Source organism: Fictibacillus nanhaiensis (genome assembly GCF_036213205.1).
GTDB classification, from domain to species: Bacteria; Bacillota; Bacilli; order Bacillales; family Fictibacillaceae; genus Fictibacillus; species Fictibacillus nanhaiensis_E.
The window spans coordinates 26067-44577 of record NZ_JARMFC010000010.1 but is presented as its reverse complement, the minus strand read 5'-3'; the positions used below and the strand labels follow the sequence as shown (position 1 = coordinate 44577).

Below are 18511 nucleotides of genomic sequence, written 5' to 3'. Positions count from 1 at the left end.
TCATGTATCGATGGTTAATTAGTTTTTTTGCAGCAGTTTGTCTTTCGCTTGTACCACTTAGTGTACAAGCGGAAGGCAGCAGTTCAGGGAAAAGTGTTTATGACGCCATTAATAGTTCTGATCAAAAGGGCGAGAAGGAAAAAGCACCAACAGACACTAGCCCTGTAGAATCTAAAAGTGAGAGTACATTTATGATGCTCGTCAAGCTAGTGTTCATGCTGGGTATCGTTTTAGCGATCTTGTATTTCGTTTTGCGATTTATTCAAAGAAAGTCTGTCAGTTTTCAAGACGGGAAAAACCTTCAATCTCTAGGGGGGATTGGAATTGGACAGAACCGTTCTGTTCAACTGATCAAATCGGGTAATTCTGTCTTGGTAGTAGGTGTTGGGGATTCGGTAACACTACTAAAAGAGATTACAGATGAAAATGAAGTTCAAATGATGCTCGATCAGCGTCCGTCTCAAAACGTTACAACGATGACAAATCAATTGAAATTAAAGTGGCTGAAAAGCAGAAACGAAGAATCGAGTAAGCCTGCAAATGAAACAGGGACAAAGGATCACAACCAAACATTTAAAAATCTACTTCAATCGATCGTTCAAGATAAGAAGAATCAGCAAAAAGAACTTCAGAGAGTGTTAGAGAAAGGGAAACATCATGAATGAATTTATTCCTGGTTTAGACTTGGATTTTATAAATAATAGCGATCCAGCGAACATGGAAACTACCATTCAACTATTGTTGCTTTTAACGGTCCTTTCGCTTGCTCCAAGTATTTTAATTCTAATGACTTGTTTTACGAGGATTATCATTGTCTTATCTTTTGTTAGGACTTCACTAGCGACGCAGCAGATGCCACCAAACCAAGTTCTGATTGGGATCGCATTGTTCTTAACTTTTTTTATCATGGCGCCAGTAATGCATGAAGTAAACAAAGAGGCTGTTCAGCCATTAGTAAAAGGTGAGATCTCTCAAGAAGAAGCCTTTGATAAAGGAAGTCTTCCCATCAAAGAATTTATGGCAAAGCATACAAGACAAAAAGATTTAATGCTGTTTATGGAATATTCAGGAGCGAAGAAGCCAGAAAGTATTAAGGATATTCCTTTAACTACTCTTGTTCCAGCGTTTGCGATCAGTGAACTAAAGACAGCTTTTCAGATAGGATTCATGATTTTTGTACCTTTTTTGATCATTGATATGGTCGTTGCGTCTATTTTGATGGCTATGGGGATGATGATGCTGCCACCCGTTATGATATCACTGCCATTTAAGATCTTGTTATTCGTACTGGTTGATGGCTGGTACCTCATCGTTAAATCATTGCTATTAAGCTATTAGGGTAGGTGGAAGCATGGATTCTCAATTTGTCATTTCTTTAGCTGAAAAAGGGGTATACATGACCTTGCTATTGTGCGGTCCGCTTATGTTATTAGCCCTGATTGTAGGTTTAATCGTTAGTATTTTTCAAGCAACAACACAGATTCAGGAACAAACACTTGCTTTTATACCAAAGATTGTTGCCGTTCTAGTAGGACTCGTGTTTTTCGGACCCTGGATGCTTTCTCAAATACTAAGTTTTACATCAAATATCTTTCAAAATTTACACACTTATATAGGATGATGAAATGGTAGATTTAGTGGCTTTCCCTGCTTTTTTATTAATCCTAACTAGAGTATCGGCATTTTTCTTAACAATTCCTGTGTTTTCTAATAAAAATTTACCTGTGATGCATAAAATCGGGTTATCGCTATTCTTAGCATGGATCATGTTATACGCTGTTGATCCAAAACCGATTCCGTTAGATGCTACATTTTTTCTGTTAATCATTAAAGAAGCAATGGTAGGACTATCTATCGGATTTATTGCAGCGATCGTTTTCTATGCAATTCAAGTAGCCGGTGGATTTATTGATCTACAGATGGGTTTTGCGATCGCTAACGTGTTTGATCCGCAGACAGGGATTCAGACGCCATTGATGGGTAGATATTTGTATACGTTTGCGATACTTTTCTTGTTAGCAACAGATGCGCATCACATGCTGCTCGATGGAATCTTTTATAGTTATAAATTTTTGCCGCTTGATTCAACCATATCAAACTTTGGAGATGGCGGTATTACAAGATTTGTTATAAGTGTTTTCTCAGGTATGTTCTTAGTCGCTCTGCAGATGGCGATTCCTATCGTAGGTACGTTGTTTCTAGCTGATCTAGCGCTTGGGATCGTAGCAAGAACCGTTCCTCAGATGAACATTTTTGTTATCGGTCTCCCAGTGAAAATATTAATTGCTCTAGTGTTGTTTTTAGTAGTAATGCCCGCATTCTTCGTATCTGTTCAGATGCTTGTTGATCAGATGCGTGACAGCATGATTAACTTAATGGAATTGTTGGGGGCGGCTTAAGTTGAAGAGATATCCAGTCAATCTACAATACTTTTCAGGAGAAAAAACGGAAAAAGCAACACCGAAAAAAAGGCAGGAGAGCAGAAAAAAAGGTCAAGTAGCAAAGAGTGCTGATATCAATGCTGCGCTTGTTCTGTTTGCATCCGTTATGTTTCTTTCATTTATGGGAAGCTGGATGGGTCAGAGGTTGCTTCATCTCTTCGCTTATAGTTTAGATAAGAAACTTCTATATAACGTAACGGAATCGAGCATTCCTAAGTTATTTTGGGAACTTTCGCTGGAAGTGGCGATAATCATAGCACCCGTAATGATTGCTGCTATGATAGCCGGTGTCTTAGGGAACTATTTGCAAGTCGGCTTTTTATTATCAACAGAGGCGATTCAAATGAAACTTGAACGGATCAACCCATTATCTGGTTTTAAACGAATCTATTCAGTCCGTGCCCTTGTTGAACTTTCTAAATCGATGCTGAAGATTTTACTGATTGGCGGTGTAACTTTTTTCATTCTGTGGAGTGAACGTGACATCTACTTAAGAATGAGCCTAGTGAGTATTGAATCGTCACTTCCAGTCTTTGGAGGACTTGCGGTCAAGATGGGTTTTGCAGCCTCACTCGTTTTACTTTTTCTTGCGTTTCTTGACTATATGTACCAAAAATACGATTTCGAAAAAAATATTAGGATGTCTAAACAAGATATCAAGGATGAATACAAAAAATCTGAAGGTGATCCAAAGATTAAAGGAAAGATCAAGGAAAAACAAAGACAGATGGCAATGAGGCGTATGATGCAAGAAGTGCCTAATGCAGATGTGATCATCACAAACCCTACACATTATGCGATCTGCTTAAAGTATGACGACCACAACATGGATGCTCCCGTTGTTGTGGCAAAGGGAGTGGATCTTATCGCTCAACGCATCAAAGAGATCGCAAAAGAGCATAACGTAGCGGTTGTTGAAAACAAGCCTCTAGCAAGAACGCTCTACGCTCGTGTTGAGATCGGGCATGTGATTCCTGAAGATCTTTTTAAAGCAGTAGCTGAAATTTTAGCCTTTGTATACCGTGTAAAGAAAAAAGCGTAAGGAATGAATAGGAGAGTTAACAGATGAAAGCTAGAGACATGAGTGTTTTAGCAGGCGTCATTCTTATTATCGCCATGCTCGTCATACCAATGCCAACGTTTATGTTGGACTTCTTAATCATAACGAATATATCTCTGGCACTTTTAATCATATTGATTGCCATGAACACAACACAGCCTCTCCAATTTTCTATATTTCCGTCATTGTTATTGTTAGTGACGCTTTTTAGACTAGGGCTAAACGTTTCGACAACGAGGAGTATCCTTTCAACGGGAGATGCAGGGAACGTTGTACATACTTTCGGTGAATTTGTAGTTGGTGGAAATATTCTTGTTGGTATCGTTGTATTTTTCATTCTAATCATCATTCAATTTATCGTAATAACGAAAGGATCTGAACGTGTATCAGAAGTAGCGGCAAGATTTACACTCGATGCGATGCCTGGTAAGCAGATGAGTATCGATGCAGATCTTAACGCTGGCATGATTTCAGATCGGGAAGCGAAAGAAAGACGTGAAACGATTGAACGCGAAGCAGATTTTTATGGAGCGATGGATGGTGCGAGTAAATTTGTAAAAGGTGATGCTATAGCAGGTATCATCATCGTTTTGATCAATATGCTGTTTGGAATTATCATCGGTATGCTTCAGATGGGTCTTAGCTTTGGTGAGAGTGCAGAATTGTTTACAAGAATGACGGTTGGTGATGGATTAGTCTCTCAGATTCCGGCGCTGATCATATCTACAGCGACAGGAATTATAGTTACACGTGCGGCATCAGAAGGAAATTTAGGGTTTGATATCAGTAAACAATTGCTCGCGTACCCTATCATGCTTTTTGTTGCTGGCGGCACCATCATCATGCTTGGCTTGTTCACACCGATCAATGACTTTTTTACGATTACGATCGGAGGGATTTTAGCGATCGGTGGATACCTTCTATTAAAAGCAGAACGTGAACAAAAAGTAAAAGAGGAAGTGGTGGAAGAAGATATTCAAACAGAACAGCTGAAGAGCCCTGAATCAGTTGTGAACCTTCTGCAGATCGACCCGATCGAATTTGAATTCGGCTACAGTCTGATCCCATTAGCAGACACTTCACAAGGCGGTGACCTGTTGGATAGGATCGTTATGATCAGAAGACAGCTTGCACTAGAGCTTGGAATGATCGTACCTGTCGTTCGAATTCGTGACAACATTCAGCTTCAACCGAATGAATATAGAATTAAAATTAAAGGCAGCCAAGTCGCAAAAGGTGAATTGCTGTTGGATCATTATTTAGCGATGAGCCCAGGGATTGACGATGAAGAGGTGCAAGGTATAGAAACGATGGAACCAGCTTTTGGTCTTCCAGCTATTTGGATCGGTGAAGAGATGAAAGAGCGGGCTGAATACTCAGGATATACCGTTGTGGATCCGCCGTCTGTAGTCTCTACTCATTTAACAGAAGTAATTAAGAAGCACGCACACGAATTGATTGGCAGACAAGAAACGAAACAACTTGTAGATCATTTAAAAGAATCGTATCCAGCAATCGTGGATGAGGTAACTCCAGATGCTCTCACGATCGGAGAGGTTCAAAAAGTGTTATCTAAACTTTTGCGAGAGCGGATTTCAATTCGAAACTTAGCCATAATTTTTGAAACTTTAGCGGATTTTGCAAAAATGACAAAAGATACAGATCTATTAACAGAGTATGTTAGACAGGGTTTATCCAGACAGATCTCAAAAAGCTATAGCAATGAAAATGAGCCCTTACACGTTATTACACTTGGAGGCTCTGTCGAAAAGAAGATAGCTGATGCTGTTCAACAAACCGAACATGGTAATTATTTATCGCTAGATCCGCAAGATTCTCAAGTGATTTTTGACAGTATTACTACTGAACTTGAATCTGGGCGAAGTTTTGATCAATCTGTTGTTCTATTATGTTCTCCGGCTGTAAGGATGTATGTAAGACAACTTATTGAACGTTATCTTCCGGATGTTGCGGTATTATCATACAACGAATTGGAACCTGAGCTCGAAGTGAAAAGTGTAGGGGTGGTGAACATCTGATGAAAGTAAAGAAGTATACAGCACAGAACTTGCCAGAAGCAATGAAATTAGTTAGAGCGGATCTGGGCAGCGGTGCAGTCATTTTAAATACAAGAGAGGTTCAAGTTGGTGGTTTCTTCGGATTCTTTACAAAGAAAAACGTTGAAATTTTCGCTGGATTAGATCAAGACGTAAGTTATCATCAAACAAAGAATCATAACAAGAATATTGTAAAAGAACAGCAACCTGCTTTCCAAGAAGAAGAGCTGACAAAGGAGATTCGACAGCTGAAAAAGATGGTTCACTCGTTGACCGTACAATCTAAATCTTCAGAAGTTACAACTCCGTTCATTAAAGAGTGGGAAACTTTTCTTTTAAGTCAAGAAGTAGATGTAACGATAATGGAAGAACTCATTCCATCTTTATCGAACAAATACGAAAGTCTCGATGAAGTTGAGCGAGACAGCTATGACTGGAATGCGTGGATCAGCAGTCATTTAAGCGCGAGAATGGCTAAAAGTGAGTTTGGCGGATTTCATTATGAATCGAAATTTTTAAACTTAATCGGACCTACTGGTGTTGGAAAAACGACGACGATAGCCAAGATTGGAGCAAAAGCGGTTTTAAAAGATGGAAAAAAAGTAGCGTTTATTACGACTGATACGTATCGGATTGCAGCTATCGACCAACTAAAAACGTACGCTGAAATATTAAACATTCCGTGTGAAGTAGCTTATACAGCTGATGATTTTAAGAAAGCTAAGGAAAAGTTTGAAGACTATGATCTAGTCCTCGTAGATTCAGCAGGTAGAAATTTCTTAAATCGTTTTTACATTGAAGAATTACAACGAATCATTCATTTTGATAAGGATATGAAAAACTATCTCGTCCTTTCATTAACTTCAAAATACCGAGATATGGAAACCATTTATAGTCAGTTTAAGAGTCTCCCGGTTCATAAGGTGATATTTACGAAGAAAGATGAAACAAAGACTTACGGTTCTTTATTAAACCTTGCAATCTTAAACAACGTACCGATCGGATATGTTACAAATGGCCAGAACGTTCCTGATGATATGTTTGAGGCTGATGCGGATGAACTTATTCAGAACTTATTAAAGGAAAAGTTAAATCATGCTTGATCAAGCAGTTAGCCTTCGTAAACAATTGGTCTCTGCCTCAACAAATAGTGCAAGAGTAATCTCAGTAGTCAGTGGTAAAGGCGGAGTCGGTAAAACAAATGTAACGGTGAATCTAGCTCTTTCATTAGTTCAAATGGGAAAGCGCGTGTTAGTGCTAGACCTTGATATAGGCATGGGAAATGTAGATTTGATTCTAGGCAGAAGATCTGACAAACACATGATGGATATGCTGCATAATCAATTATCTGTATGGGAGATCATTGAAGAAGGAAAAGACGGACTTCATACGATTGCTGGCGGTAGGAATTTCGGGTCTCTTACAAGCATAACGGATGAGATGCTGGTACATTTTATGAAGCAACTGGAAGAACTAGAGAGGTTTTATGACTTTATATTTTTAGACATGGGTGCAGGGGCAACAGAAACGGCATTAAAATTTGTCCTATCAAGCCATGAGATATTGGTGATAGCTACACCTGAGATCACGTCACTAACAGATGCCTATTCTATGATGAAATTCATTTATATGAAGGATAAGGACCTTCCCTTCTACTTAGTCATTAATCGATATGAAAATGAGAGAGAAGGAAAAGAAACGGTTGAAAAATTAAGTCATGTTTGTAAACAGTTCCTGCAAAAAGAGCTGATCTGTTTAGGTAAGATACCGATGGATCAGGATGTATTACATGCAGTGAAAAAACAAGTTCCCTTTTCTATTCATAAACCATCATCAATGGCATCTAGAGCTGTCTATGAGTTAGCGGAAACGTATGTTGGTACTGTGAAACAAAATGTATCTTATAAGTCCTTCATCGGGAAATTAAAGTCATTTTTCAGAGAAAGGTAGATGCTGCATGAAACAGATCAGAGTGCTAATTGTGGATGATTCTGCCTTTATGAGAAAGCTGATCAAAGAATTCTTAAGTGAAGATCCTAGGATTATTGTGATTGATACAGCAAGAAACGGACAAGAAGCAATTGAAAAAACACTAAGATTAAAACCAGATGTTATTACGATGGATGTTGAGATGCCCATTTTAAATGGGATTGACGCGGCAAGAACAATTATGAAAAGTTTTCCTGTTCCAATCATCATGTTATCAAGTACAACAAAAGTCGGTGCAGAAAATACCATTCTAGCTATGGAAGCAGGAGCTATTGATTTTATTGCTAAGCCATCAGGAGCGATATCCTTAGATTTACATAAAGTAAAGACTAGTTTGATAGAAAAAGTGGTCGCTTCCACTAAAGCTAATATTGTAACAAAAAAAGCGCTGGCACCTTATACACTTGAAAACAAAGCGCCTAAAAGATTAAACAGAATTGATCATAGAGAGAAACTAGTCTTAATAGGTACATCTACAGGCGGTCCAAGAGCTTTGCAACAAGTAATCACAAAGCTTCCTAGAGAGCTAGATGCACCTGTAGTAGTCGTTCAACATATGCCAGCAGGATTTACGAAATCATTAGCAGATCGATTAAATTCCTTATCAAACGTTTCTGTAAAAGAGGCTGAGGATCATGAACTATTACAAAAAGGTCATGTTTACATCGCACCAGGCGGTTTTCATGTACGACTGTACGAAAAAATGGGACGATTGCATGTTTCGTTAGATAGTGATGATCCTGTAGGAGGGCACCGGCCAGCGGTAAACGTGCTTTTTAGCTCTGCTTGCAAGCTTAAAAACTACCAAAAGGTCGCTGTTATCATGACTGGAATGGGCTCCGACGGTACAAATGGAATCGTGGACTTAAAGGAAGCTGGTTCAACCATAGTTATTGCGGAAGCTGAAGAATCTTGCATCGTTTATGGGATGCCTAAAGCCGCAGTTCTCACTAAAAAAGTAGATGAAGTTGTCCATTTAGAGTCAATTGGATTAGCTATTTTGAACCATTTGTAAATTAGGAGGAATTATACGATGGAAATGACACAATATCTTGACATATTCATTGAGGAAAGCAAAGAGCATTTACAGTCTATTAATCAACAAGTGCTTCTCCTGGAGAAGACACCAGAAGAACTTTCGATCGTAAATGAGATATTTCGTTCTGCTCATACATTAAAAGGAATGTCAGCTACGATGGGGTATGAAGATTTAGCAAATCTTACGCACTGTATGGAAAATGTTCTTGATGCAATTCGTAATAACAAAATAGAAGTTTCATCTTCTGTCCTGGATGTTCTGTTCGCATCGCTTGACCACTTAGAAGCAATGGTAATGGAAATTTCAGAAGGTGGAAGCGGTAAACGTAATGTGACAGAAACGGTGAGAGATTTAGAGTCACTAGAAAAAGGTGAAACACCGAAGACGATTCAACCCGATACAAAAAATGAAGCTGAGTCGTTACAAGCTTATGATCAATATGAAAAGCAGATTATTATCCAATCAAAAGAACAAGGATTTCATGCTTACGAGCTATCAATCTCATTAAGAGACGACTGTATCTTAAAAGCTGCAAGAGTATATATGGTATTTGAAGTGATCGAACAGATCGGTGAGATCATAAAAACAATGCCAGCAGTAGATATGCTTGAAACAGAACAATTTGGAACTCATTTTATGCTTTCCATCCTCACGAAAGAGTCGGCTCAAAACGTAAAGGAACGTATCTTAAAAGTTTCTGAGATAGATGTAGTAGAAGTGGTAGACATACAAGCAGATAAACTTAACATCTCTTCAAACTCTGAGAACGAGGGTAACAATAAATTAGAGCAACAAGAAGTGCCACTAGGAGATAAAAAAAGTGAAACTCAACAAACCTCAAATTCAGGTAGCGGCGGAAAAACGATTCGTGTCAATATTGAGAGGCTCGATCAGCTTATGAATTTGTTTGAGGAACTCGTCATTGACAGGGGCAGGCTTGAAGAAATATCGAAATCATTAAAAAGTATGGAACTTAATGAAACGGTTGAACGAATGTCTCGTGTTTCAGGAGATCTACAAAATATTATCCTGACGATGAGAATGGTTCAGGTAGAGCAAGTTTTCAATCGTTTTCCAAGGATGATAAGAGGATTAGCGAAAGATCTTGGTAAAAAAGTTAATCTTGAGATCATAGGTGCTGAAACTGAACTAGATCGAACTGTAATTGATGAGATCGGCGATCCACTTGTGCATCTACTTAGAAACTCGATTGACCATGGCATCGAGAACCCAGGGGTACGTTCTTCTAAAGGTAAAAATGAAACAGGCACGATCTATTTAAGAGCATTTCATAGCGGAAATCATGTGTTTATTGAGATTCAAGATGATGGAGCGGGTATAAATAAACAAAAAGTATTAAATAAAGCGATGGAAAATGGGATTCTTACGAAAGAAATGTCTGAAAATTTGACCGATAAACAGTGTTTTGAATTATTGTTCGCTTCAGGCTTTTCTACAGCAGATGTTGTTTCTGACATTTCAGGACGTGGAGTAGGTTTAGATGTTGTGAAAAACAAGATTGAATCTTTAGGTGGTTCTATCGCTATCGATTCAACGGAAGGTTCAGGAACGATTTTTTCCATACAACTTCCACTGACTCTGTCAATCATGTCAGTTATGCTCGTTGAAATTAGCCGAGAAAAATATGCAATCCCTTTATCATCGATCATTGAAACGGCCATTATTAAGAAAGAAGATATTCTTTCAGCTCATAACCAGAAGGTGATTGATTTTAGAGGTAAAGTTGTACCGCTTGTAAACATGAAAGACATATTTGAAGTTCCTGGTTCATTTGAATCCAGTGAGCACGTTCCTGTAGTTGTAGTGAGAAAAGGGGACAAGATGGCAGCATTAGTCGTTGATTCGTTTATCGGACAGCAAGAGATCGTTTTAAAATCACTTGGTCAGTATTTGACATCGGTATTTGCTATCTCCGGAGCAACAATTCTAGGAGATGGACAAGTAGCATTAATTCTCGATTGCAATGCACTCATAAAATAAGGTGGTTAATCATGATGAATGAAGAAAAAGTGATCATATTTCAATTAAAAGATGAAGAATATGCAGTGCCAGTTCAGCACGTAAAATCGATTGAAAGAATGCAACCAATTACTAGAATTCCAAGAACGGCTTCCTTCGTAAAAGGGGTAATTAACTTAAGAGGAGTCGTTAGTCCCATTATCGATCTACGTTCACGATTTGACATTGAAGAAGTAAGTCATACGGATACGACACGAATCATCATTGTTTCAGTCGGTTCGATTGAAGCTGGACTGATTGTCGATGCGGCAAACGATGTAATCGATCTTGATAAAGAGTCGATCGAGCCGCCTCCTGAGGTAGTAGGTGGTGTTGATGCAGAGTATATTGAAGGTGTTGCGAAGATTGAAAAGCGACTCTTGATACTGCTTGATCTTGTGAAGGTTTTGAACCCAGAAAAGTTGGAAGTTCATCCTACAAAGGAGAGTATCCTTTAAGATGGATTTTTTAAGAATTCAGCCTATTCATCTAGATGTCTTACGTGAGATCGGAAACATTGGAGCAGGACATGCAGCCACAGCATTATCGACGATGTTGAACAAAGCAGTTGATATGAAAGTCCCTTCAGTGAATGTGATCTCTTTTGAAGAGATTTCTGAGATGGTTGGCGGAGCAGAAAATGTTGTGGCTTCTGTTTTCTTGAGAATCGTTGGCGATGCTCCCGGATGTATGTTCTTCATGCTTCCGGTTGAACAAGCTGAACAGCTTTTAGAAGATTTATTAGTCGGCCAAACAGTGAAGTTAACAAACGGAGAAGAATCTGACATTTCATTATCTGCTCTCCAGGAAGTAGGGAACATTCTATCAGGCTCCTATCTAACATCGTTCTCTGATTTCACAGGGCTGAATCTGCAGCCATCTGTACCTGCAACAAGTATTGATATGGCTGGGGCGATCTTGAGTTTTGGCCTGTTCGAAATCTCTACTGTGAGCGATTATGCCATTGTAATAGATACTGCTTTTACAGATATTGAAAGGCAAGACGAAGTAAAAGGTCACTTTTTTTTGTTACCTGACCCTCTTTCCTTCTCAAAAATTTTTCAAGCATTAGGAGTTCCGTTGGATGAGTGAAATCATAAAGGTGGGAATCGCTGATATAAATCTCGTTTCCCCTCCAAACACAATTAGAACAACAGGTCTTGGTTCATGTGTGGGCGTTATACTTTTTGATCAAGTAAAAAAAATAGCAGGAATGGCGCATATCATGCTTCCAGATTCGTCTCTATCAAAAACTCCCACGTTAAATGAAGGTAAGTATGCAGATACTGCAATCAAGAGTTTATATAACATGCTGATCAAGAGGGGTGCTAACGGAAAAGCGCTAAAAGCAAAAATAGCTGGCGGCGCACAGATGTTTAAGTTCTCTTCCGGAAGTGAAATGATGCGAATCGGTCCAAGAAACGTTGAACGTGTTAAAGAAGAACTGTCTGCTCTTAAAATTCCTTTATTAGCAAGTGATGTAGGAGGCTCGAGTGGAAGAACCATTGAATTCAATCCAGAGAACACATTATTAACAATTAAAACGGTTAATGCAGGAACGAAAGTGATTTAGAATTTTACAAAAAAAAACGAGGAGGATTACCATGACGGAGCCATCTTTAGTAGAAGAACAATCTTGCTGGGAAAAGTGGAACACTAGTCGTGATCGAGAAGCAGGTGACGAACTGATGCGGGCGTATCTACCACTTGTCAATTATCATGTACAACGTATATCGGTTGGTTTACCTAAAAGTGTTAACAAAGATGAACTCCGATCCCTTGGTATGCTAGGGTTATACGATGCTCTAAAAAAGTTTGAGCCTGAAAGAGACCTGAAATTCGATACATACGCTTCATTTCGTGTTCGTGGAGCCATATTGGATGGCTTACGAAGAGAGGATTGGCTACCAAGAAGTTTAAGAGAAAAAACGAAAAAAGTTGAAGCTGCTATTGAAAGGTTAGAACAAGAAAATCTACGTTCCGTAAGTGCAAAAGAAGTTGCTGATGAATTAGGATTCTCAGAAAATGAAGTCACAACCGTTATGTCTGAAAGTTTCCTTGCTAATGTATTATCGATTGACGAAGAGAACAAAGAAACAGAAAGTCGTGAAAAAGTTAGTTATACAATAGAAGATAAAAAAGCAATCACCCCTGAAAATAGTTTGCTACAGGAAGAACTTCATGGCGAACTTGCAGAAGTGATCAAGGAATTATCTGAAAAAGAGCAACTTGTAGTAAGTTTGTTCTATTTTGAGGAACTAACATTGACCGAAATCGGGCAAGTACTAGGTCTATCAACATCCAGAATATCTCAAATACACTCGAAAGCACTCTTTAGAATTCGACAGGTTCTACAACGATATATGTAAGGAGTAGGGATATGGATCAATGGTTTCATATAAAATTGGAAGATAGTGAAACGCAGGCTCTCTTATTAAAAAAAGGAGTTGAAATCCCATCAGGTGAAGTCACATTTTCGCGCCTTTTAGCTTGGATCGAATCAAGAGGTATACGATATGGAATTAGAAATGAAGTATTGAGTTTAGTAGCAGAAAATCTAGATACTTTTAAATTCCCTGCTGAGATCGCAAAAGGTAAACTACCGATGGACGGAGAACCTGCAAGACTTGTTTCATCTTTCTCAAATGAAAAAAGCCTTAAAATAAACGAAAATGCAAAGCTTGATTTTAAACGACTTTTTACAATACCAACAGCTGAATTCGGAGAGATGCTAGCTAGAAAAGAAAAAGCTACAGAAGGCATCGCAGGAATCAGTGTATACGGAAATGTGATACCAGCAAAAAAAGGTAAAGATCTGATAGTGAAGAATGGTGTGAATACCGTATTTAACGAAAAAGAGCAATGCGTTTATGCCTCAGCTAGCGGGGAAGTAACTTTTCAAAGAAATAGTGTGAATATTTATCCTGTCTATCGAGTGGACGGAGATGTTTCCTTAAAGACTGGCCATATTGATTTTGTAGGAAATGTACATATAACCGGCGATGTACCTTCAGGATTTAAAATATCAGCAAAAGGTGATGTGAGAGTCGAAGGAGTTGTAGAGGCAGCGGATATCACAACAGACGGGAACGTTGTTATCGGTGGTGGTGTCGTAGGTCAAGGAAAAGGAACGGTTCGTTGTAATGGAGATTTCACTTCGCTGTATATTAGTCAAGGAAACATATACGCGGGAGGAAATATAAGGGTAGCTCAAACGATTCTACACAGTCATTGTGAGGCAGAATTGACTGTTACATGTACAAGCGGAAAAGGGAATATATCAGGTGGCACGTGTATTGCTGGAAAGGGAATATCAGCGAATGATATAGGAAATGAGACGTACTCCAAAACGATTTTACACTTAAAAACGATTGCCAGAATGGAGACCGATATCTTACAATATGAACAAAAAATTCTTGAACTGCAAAAGAATTTGGAGAAACTAAATCATTTAAAGACTGTATTGATCCAGAAAAATTCAGAGCAACAAACGATTAATCGTATCATTAATACAATTTCTCAAGCGAAACGTGATATTGTTAACCTTCAAAAAGAAATTCAAAAATGTAAAAGTTCTTCAAATTCTACTATTATTATTAAAGGTACGCTTCACCCAAATGTTGAGATCTGTATCGGAAAGTACAAACGAAAAATTCAATCTTCATTTAATGCTGCAAGAGTATTTATCGAAGAGAAGGAAATTGTTGTTCACTCCCTATAAGAATTGGATGTGGATGCTGTGAGTTTGAAATTAATAGAGCTTCAAGTTGCTATTCCAAGAACAGTTGATGCGTCAAAAGCAAGTATAGATCTTATGAACAGAGGACTTCTTCAACTTCAAGAGACCACAGAAGAAATACGGAAGAAAGACAAGAATGAATCTAAACGGGTCAATCAGAAAGAAGCAGCGGAGGCAGGTTTGTTTCCATCCTATCACCAGCACCAGCAAGAAAAGATGAGTTCAAAGAGTCCGTGTCATCCTTATAAAGGGAAGAAAATTGATTTTACAGGTTAGGATGAATGTGATGTATGCTTTAGTTTTTCTTAGTTTCTTATTAAATATAGTCTGTTTTTATTTTGTTATAAATTTGCGTAAAAAACTACAGCAGCAAAGTAATTTAAATGACACAAGAATAAGTGAAGAGCTAGAAGAACTTCTTGAGTTGTTTTCAGAAGAAATGAAGCTTGAAAATGAACACTTGCATAATATGATCGTGAAATTTATGCAAGACCAACAACAGCAAAATCTTTCGACAGATACGGCAGAAAAATCATCAGTTCTGTCTGAAGATCCCGAAACCGATTACAATGCTTCACAAGATGATCGCTTAACTAAAGATACGAATGAAGTATTAATATTAGCTCAAGAGGGATATAATGCTGAAGAAATTGCAAAAATGCTGCACAGAGGTAAAGGTGAAGTAGAGTTGCTTTTAAAATTTTATCGATAACAAGCAAAAAGACTTGCAGAAATTGCACGAAACATGTTATATTATTTCTCGGTGTTAATCACACACGTTTGCGGATTTGAGTAATGTGGTGCTGACCAAGTCAGTTATTGCTCAAAGGTGAAACAAACGGAGGTAAAAAAACCTAGGAGGTGCCATTATGGCAGTAATTTCAATGAAACAATTGTTAGAAGCTGGTGTACACTTCGGTCATCAGACTCGCCGTTGGAATCCGAAAATGTCTCGTTACATTTTCACAGAAAGAAACGGTATCTACATCATCGATCTTCAAAAGACAGTAAAGAAAGTTGAAGAGTGCTACAATGTTATGCGTAACATCGCAGCTGACGGTGGAAAGATCCTTTTCGTAGGAACAAAGAAACAAGCTCAAGATTCAGTTAAGGAAGAAGCTGAACGTTCTGACATGTACTACATCAACCAACGTTGGTTAGGTGGAACATTAACAAACTTCGGTACTATCCGCAAGCGTATCAACCGCTTAAAAGATCTTGAAAAAATGCAAGAAGACGGTACTTTTGAAGTTCTTCCTAAGAAAGAAGTTATTCTTCTTAAAAAGGAAATGGAACGTCTTGAAAAGTTCCTAGGCGGAATTAAAGACATGAACAAGCTTCCTGACGCATTATTCGTAGTTGACCCTCGTAAAGAGCGCATCGCGATTGCAGAAGCTCGTAAATTAAACATCCCGATCATCGCTATCGTTGATACGAACTGTGATCCGGACGAAGTTGATCACGTTATCCCTGGTAACGATGATGCAATTCGTGCAGTTAAACTTCTTACTGGTAAAATGGCAGATGCTATCATCGAAGCTAACCAAGGCGGAGAAGAAGTAGCAGAAGCAGCTGAAGAAGAAACTACTGCTTAATTAAATGGAATGCTCAAGGGTGGTAGAGGGGATGACCCTTTATCACCCTTTTTATGTAAAAACACAATCAGCACTACATATCCCATAAGGAGGCAAAAACACATGGCTATTACAGCACAAATGGTTAAAGAATTGCGTGAGAAAACTGGCGCAGGTATGATGGATTGTAAGAAAGCACTAACTGAAACAGATGGTAACATGGAGGCGGCAATTGATTACCTTCGTGAAAAAGGGATCGCGAAAGCTGCTAAGAAAGCTGACCGTATCGCTGCAGAAGGTTTAACTTCAGTAATCGTTGAAGGAAACAAAGCAGTAATCCTTGAAGTGAACTCTGAAACAGATTTCGTTGCAAAAAACGAAAACTTCAAAAACTTAATCGCTGAACTAGGTAACCACTTGTTGGCTACAGAGCCTGCTTCTGTTGAAGATGCATTGGCTTCTGATTTCAACGGAACAACTGTAAATGACTACATCAACGCTGCAATTGCAAAAATTGGTGAAAAACTTACACTTCGTCGTTTCGAAATCTTGAAAAAAGACGACAATGCAGCATTCGGCGCATACCTTCACATGGGTGGTCGTATTGGAGTTCTTTCAGTTGTTGAAGGGACTACAGAAGAAGAAGTTGCGAAAGACGTTTCAATGCACGTTGCAGCAGTAAACCCTAAATACATCTCTCGTGACGAAGTTAGTGAAGAAGAAGTATCACGTGAGCGTAAAGTGTTAACGGAACAAGCACTTAACGAAGGGAAACCTGAAAACATCGTAGCTAAAATGGTAGAAGGACGTCTTGGTAAATACTTCGAAGATATTTGCTTAAACGACCAATCTTTCATTAAAGATCCAGACCAAAAAGTTGGTAAATATGTAGCTTCCAAAGGTGCTACTGTTAAAGCCTTCATTCGCTTTGAAGTAGGAGAAGGTCTTGAAAAGCGTGAAGACAACTTCGCTGAAGAAGTAATGTCTCAAGTTAAAAAGTAAGCACAGTTTGAAAAAGAGGGGAGCACGTTGTGTTCCTCTTTTTTTACAGAAATAACCTTGGTTTATTTATGGTTTTTTAAAAAAGATCGTTGCTTGTGCTTTTTAAGACATCATTGACTAGTTGATTGAAGTGTAAGGTGCGAGACTCCTGCGGGCTCACCGCACGCCCCGCGGAAACCGAGCACCTGAAACGGAAATCAACCTCTTTCACAAGCAACAAAGCTTTACACGAAAAGCCTTATTACCAAAGTAAATACATTTTTTTTAGGTGATGGAGGGACAAATGACTACTTCAAAATATAAACGAGTCGTCTTGAAATTAAGCGGAGAAGCACTAGCAGGTGAACAAACTTCTGGAATCGACCCAAAAATCGTTCAGTCAATTGCAGAACAAGTAAAAGAAATCGTTGAACTCGACGTAGAAGTTGCTGTAGTTGTAGGTGGTGGTAACCTATGGCGCGGTAAGACGGGCAGTGAGATGGGAATGGACCGTGCCTCAGCAGACTATATGGGCATGCTTGCTACAGTTATGAATTCATTAGCTCTTCAAGACAGTCTTGAAAACATCGGGGTTCAAACAAGAGTACAGACATCTATAGAAATGCGTCAGGTTGCAGAACCTTATATCAGAAGAAAAGCCATTCGTCACCTTGAAAAGAAGCGAGTTGTCATATTTGCTGCAGGAACGGGTAACCCTTACTTCTCAACAGATACGACAGCAGCACTTAGAGCAGCAGAAATTGAAGCAGAAGTCATCTTGATGGCTAAAAACAACGTCGATGGTGTGTATTCAGCAGATCCTAAATTGGACGAGAACGCTGTTAAGTATACGACATTATCTTATCTTGATCTTTTAAAAGACGGCCTAGCTGTAATGGATACAACAGCTTCATCGCTATGTATGGATAATGATATCCCGTTAGTTGTTTTCTCGATTATGGAAGAAGGAAACATCAGACGAGCAGTTGCCGGAGAAAAAATAGGAACCGTTATAAGGGGGAGAAACTAATGGCAAAAGAAGTTTTAACTCAAGCAGAAGAAAAGATGCAAAAAGCAATCGGAGCACTAAGACGCGAGTATTCTACTCTACGTGCAGGTAGAGCAAACCCTTCACTATTAGACAGAGTACAAGTTGATTATTATGGAACTCAAACTCCGATCAATCAATTGGCAGGTGTAACAACTCCAGAAGCTAGACTACTTGTGATCCAGCCTTACGACAAATCTGCCATGGCAGATATCGAAAAAGCAATCCTAAAGTCTGATCTTGGTCTAACACCTTCTAACGATGGTCAGGTGATTCGTATTGCGATTCCAGCTCTTACAGAAGAGCGCAGAAAAGAATTGGTTAAACTTGTTAAAAAGTTTGCTGAAGAAGCGAAAGTTGCTCTAAGAAACGTTCGCCGCGATGCAAATGACGATTTGAAGAAACTTGAAAAAGAAGCTGAGATTACAGAAGATGAACTTCGCCGTTATAATGATGATGTTCAAAAACTTACTGATAAATACACAGCTGAAGTTGATTCTGTAAGTTCAGCAAAAGAAAAAGAAATCATGGAAGTATAAAGCTTTTCCATGTACAATTAAATAT

Annotated in this window: 21 protein-coding genes; all 21 read left to right on the top strand. The window is 38.7% G+C overall.

Translation table 11 applies throughout. The features are described from left to right. Positions 1-2: 2 nt before the first annotated feature. The 21 genes from P4V41_RS12225 to frr all read left to right on the top strand — a co-directional run bounded on the left by P4V41_RS12225 (position 3) and on the right by frr (position 18486). Complete coding sequence (locus P4V41_RS12225; protein ID WP_328085185.1) at positions 3-665, top strand: flagellar biosynthetic protein FliO; 663 nt, start codon at positions 3-5, stop codon at positions 663-665. After that, complete coding sequence (gene fliP / locus P4V41_RS12220) at positions 658-1338, top strand: flagellar type III secretion system pore protein FliP (RefSeq protein WP_137789655.1); 681 nt, start codon at positions 658-660, stop codon at positions 1336-1338. The genes P4V41_RS12225 and fliP overlap by 8 nt, the downstream gene beginning before the upstream one ends. Before the next feature lie 13 nt (positions 1339-1351). Continuing rightward, positions 1352-1621 carry a flagellar biosynthesis protein FliQ gene (fliQ, locus tag P4V41_RS12215; protein WP_328085183.1) on the top strand — a complete coding sequence of 90 codons (270 nt, stop codon included), beginning with the start codon at positions 1352-1354 and terminating at the stop codon, positions 1619-1621. A gap of 4 nt (positions 1622-1625) precedes the next feature. Then, positions 1626-2399 (top strand): flagellar biosynthetic protein FliR, encoded by a 774-nt coding sequence (gene fliR, locus P4V41_RS12210; RefSeq protein ID WP_328085181.1) that lies wholly within the window; start codon positions 1626-1628, stop codon positions 2397-2399. 1 nt (position 2400) lies between these two features. Then, a complete protein-coding gene (gene flhB / locus P4V41_RS12205; RefSeq protein ID WP_328085179.1) occupies positions 2401-3483 on the top strand; it encodes a flagellar biosynthesis protein FlhB in 1083 nt (360 codons plus the stop codon). A gap of 23 nt (positions 3484-3506) precedes the next feature. Then, positions 3507-5540 carry a flagellar biosynthesis protein FlhA gene (flhA, locus tag P4V41_RS12200; protein WP_328085177.1) on the top strand — a complete coding sequence of 678 codons (2034 nt, stop codon included), beginning with the start codon at positions 3507-3509 and terminating at the stop codon, positions 5538-5540. After that, positions 5540-6661: a flagellar biosynthesis protein FlhF gene (gene flhF / locus P4V41_RS12195; protein ID WP_328085175.1), complete on the top strand. Its 1122-nt coding sequence runs from the start codon at positions 5540-5542 to the stop codon at positions 6659-6661. Before flhA ends, flhF begins: the two co-directional genes overlap by 1 nt. Next, positions 6654-7508: a MinD/ParA family protein gene (locus tag P4V41_RS12190; protein ID WP_328085174.1), complete on the top strand. Its 855-nt coding sequence runs from the start codon at positions 6654-6656 to the stop codon at positions 7506-7508. Before flhF ends, P4V41_RS12190 begins: the two co-directional genes overlap by 8 nt. Before the next feature lie 7 nt (positions 7509-7515). After that, on the top strand, positions 7516-8562 hold the full coding sequence (locus tag P4V41_RS12185) for a chemotaxis response regulator protein-glutamate methylesterase (RefSeq protein ID WP_328085172.1): 1047 nt from the start codon (positions 7516-7518) through the stop codon (positions 8560-8562). Positions 8563-8580: 18 nt separating this feature from the next. Next, positions 8581-10587 (top strand): chemotaxis protein CheA, encoded by a 2007-nt coding sequence (locus P4V41_RS12180; protein ID WP_328085170.1) that lies wholly within the window; start codon positions 8581-8583, stop codon positions 10585-10587. An 11-nt stretch (positions 10588-10598) separates the two neighbouring features. Beyond that, complete coding sequence (locus tag P4V41_RS12175; RefSeq protein WP_328085169.1) at positions 10599-11063, top strand: chemotaxis protein CheW; 465 nt, start codon at positions 10599-10601, stop codon at positions 11061-11063. Position 11064: 1 nt separating this feature from the next. Continuing rightward, positions 11065-11697 carry a chemotaxis protein CheC gene (locus P4V41_RS12170; protein WP_328085167.1) on the top strand — a complete coding sequence of 211 codons (633 nt, stop codon included), beginning with the start codon at positions 11065-11067 and terminating at the stop codon, positions 11695-11697. Continuing rightward, positions 11690-12178 (top strand): chemotaxis protein CheD, encoded by a 489-nt coding sequence (locus P4V41_RS12165; protein ID WP_328085166.1) that lies wholly within the window; start codon positions 11690-11692, stop codon positions 12176-12178. Before P4V41_RS12170 ends, P4V41_RS12165 begins: the two co-directional genes overlap by 8 nt. Positions 12179-12209: 31 nt before the next feature. Next, the gene (locus P4V41_RS12160) at positions 12210-12974 is read left to right on the top strand and encodes a FliA/WhiG family RNA polymerase sigma factor (protein ID WP_328085165.1); all 765 of its coding nucleotides are present in this window, start codon (positions 12210-12212) and stop codon (positions 12972-12974) included. An 11-nt stretch (positions 12975-12985) separates the two neighbouring features. Then, positions 12986-14326 carry a FapA family protein gene (locus P4V41_RS12155; RefSeq protein WP_328085163.1) on the top strand — a complete coding sequence of 447 codons (1341 nt, stop codon included), beginning with the start codon at positions 12986-12988 and terminating at the stop codon, positions 14324-14326. A gap of 18 nt (positions 14327-14344) precedes the next feature. Further along, a complete protein-coding gene (locus P4V41_RS12150; RefSeq protein WP_328085162.1) occupies positions 14345-14620 on the top strand; it encodes a hypothetical protein in 276 nt (91 codons plus the stop codon). Between the two features lie 10 nt (positions 14621-14630). Further along, the gene (locus P4V41_RS12145; protein ID WP_328085161.1) at positions 14631-15056 is read left to right on the top strand and encodes a DUF6115 domain-containing protein; all 426 of its coding nucleotides are present in this window, start codon (positions 14631-14633) and stop codon (positions 15054-15056) included. A 157-nt stretch (positions 15057-15213) separates the two neighbouring features. Then, positions 15214-15939: a 30S ribosomal protein S2 gene (rpsB, locus tag P4V41_RS12140; protein ID WP_144700734.1), complete on the top strand. Its 726-nt coding sequence runs from the start codon at positions 15214-15216 to the stop codon at positions 15937-15939. A 102-nt stretch (positions 15940-16041) separates the two neighbouring features. Continuing rightward, positions 16042-16920, top strand: a complete 879-nt coding sequence (tsf, locus tag P4V41_RS12135) for a translation elongation factor Ts (RefSeq protein ID WP_328085158.1) — start codon at positions 16042-16044, stop codon at positions 16918-16920. 283 nt (positions 16921-17203) lie between these two features. After that, positions 17204-17929, top strand: a complete 726-nt coding sequence (pyrH, locus tag P4V41_RS12130; protein ID WP_328085156.1) for a UMP kinase — start codon at positions 17204-17206, stop codon at positions 17927-17929. Beyond that, complete coding sequence (frr, locus tag P4V41_RS12125) at positions 17929-18486, top strand: ribosome recycling factor (protein ID WP_328085154.1); 558 nt, start codon at positions 17929-17931, stop codon at positions 18484-18486. The genes pyrH and frr overlap by 1 nt, the downstream gene beginning before the upstream one ends. Positions 18487-18511: the final 25 nt, after the last annotated feature.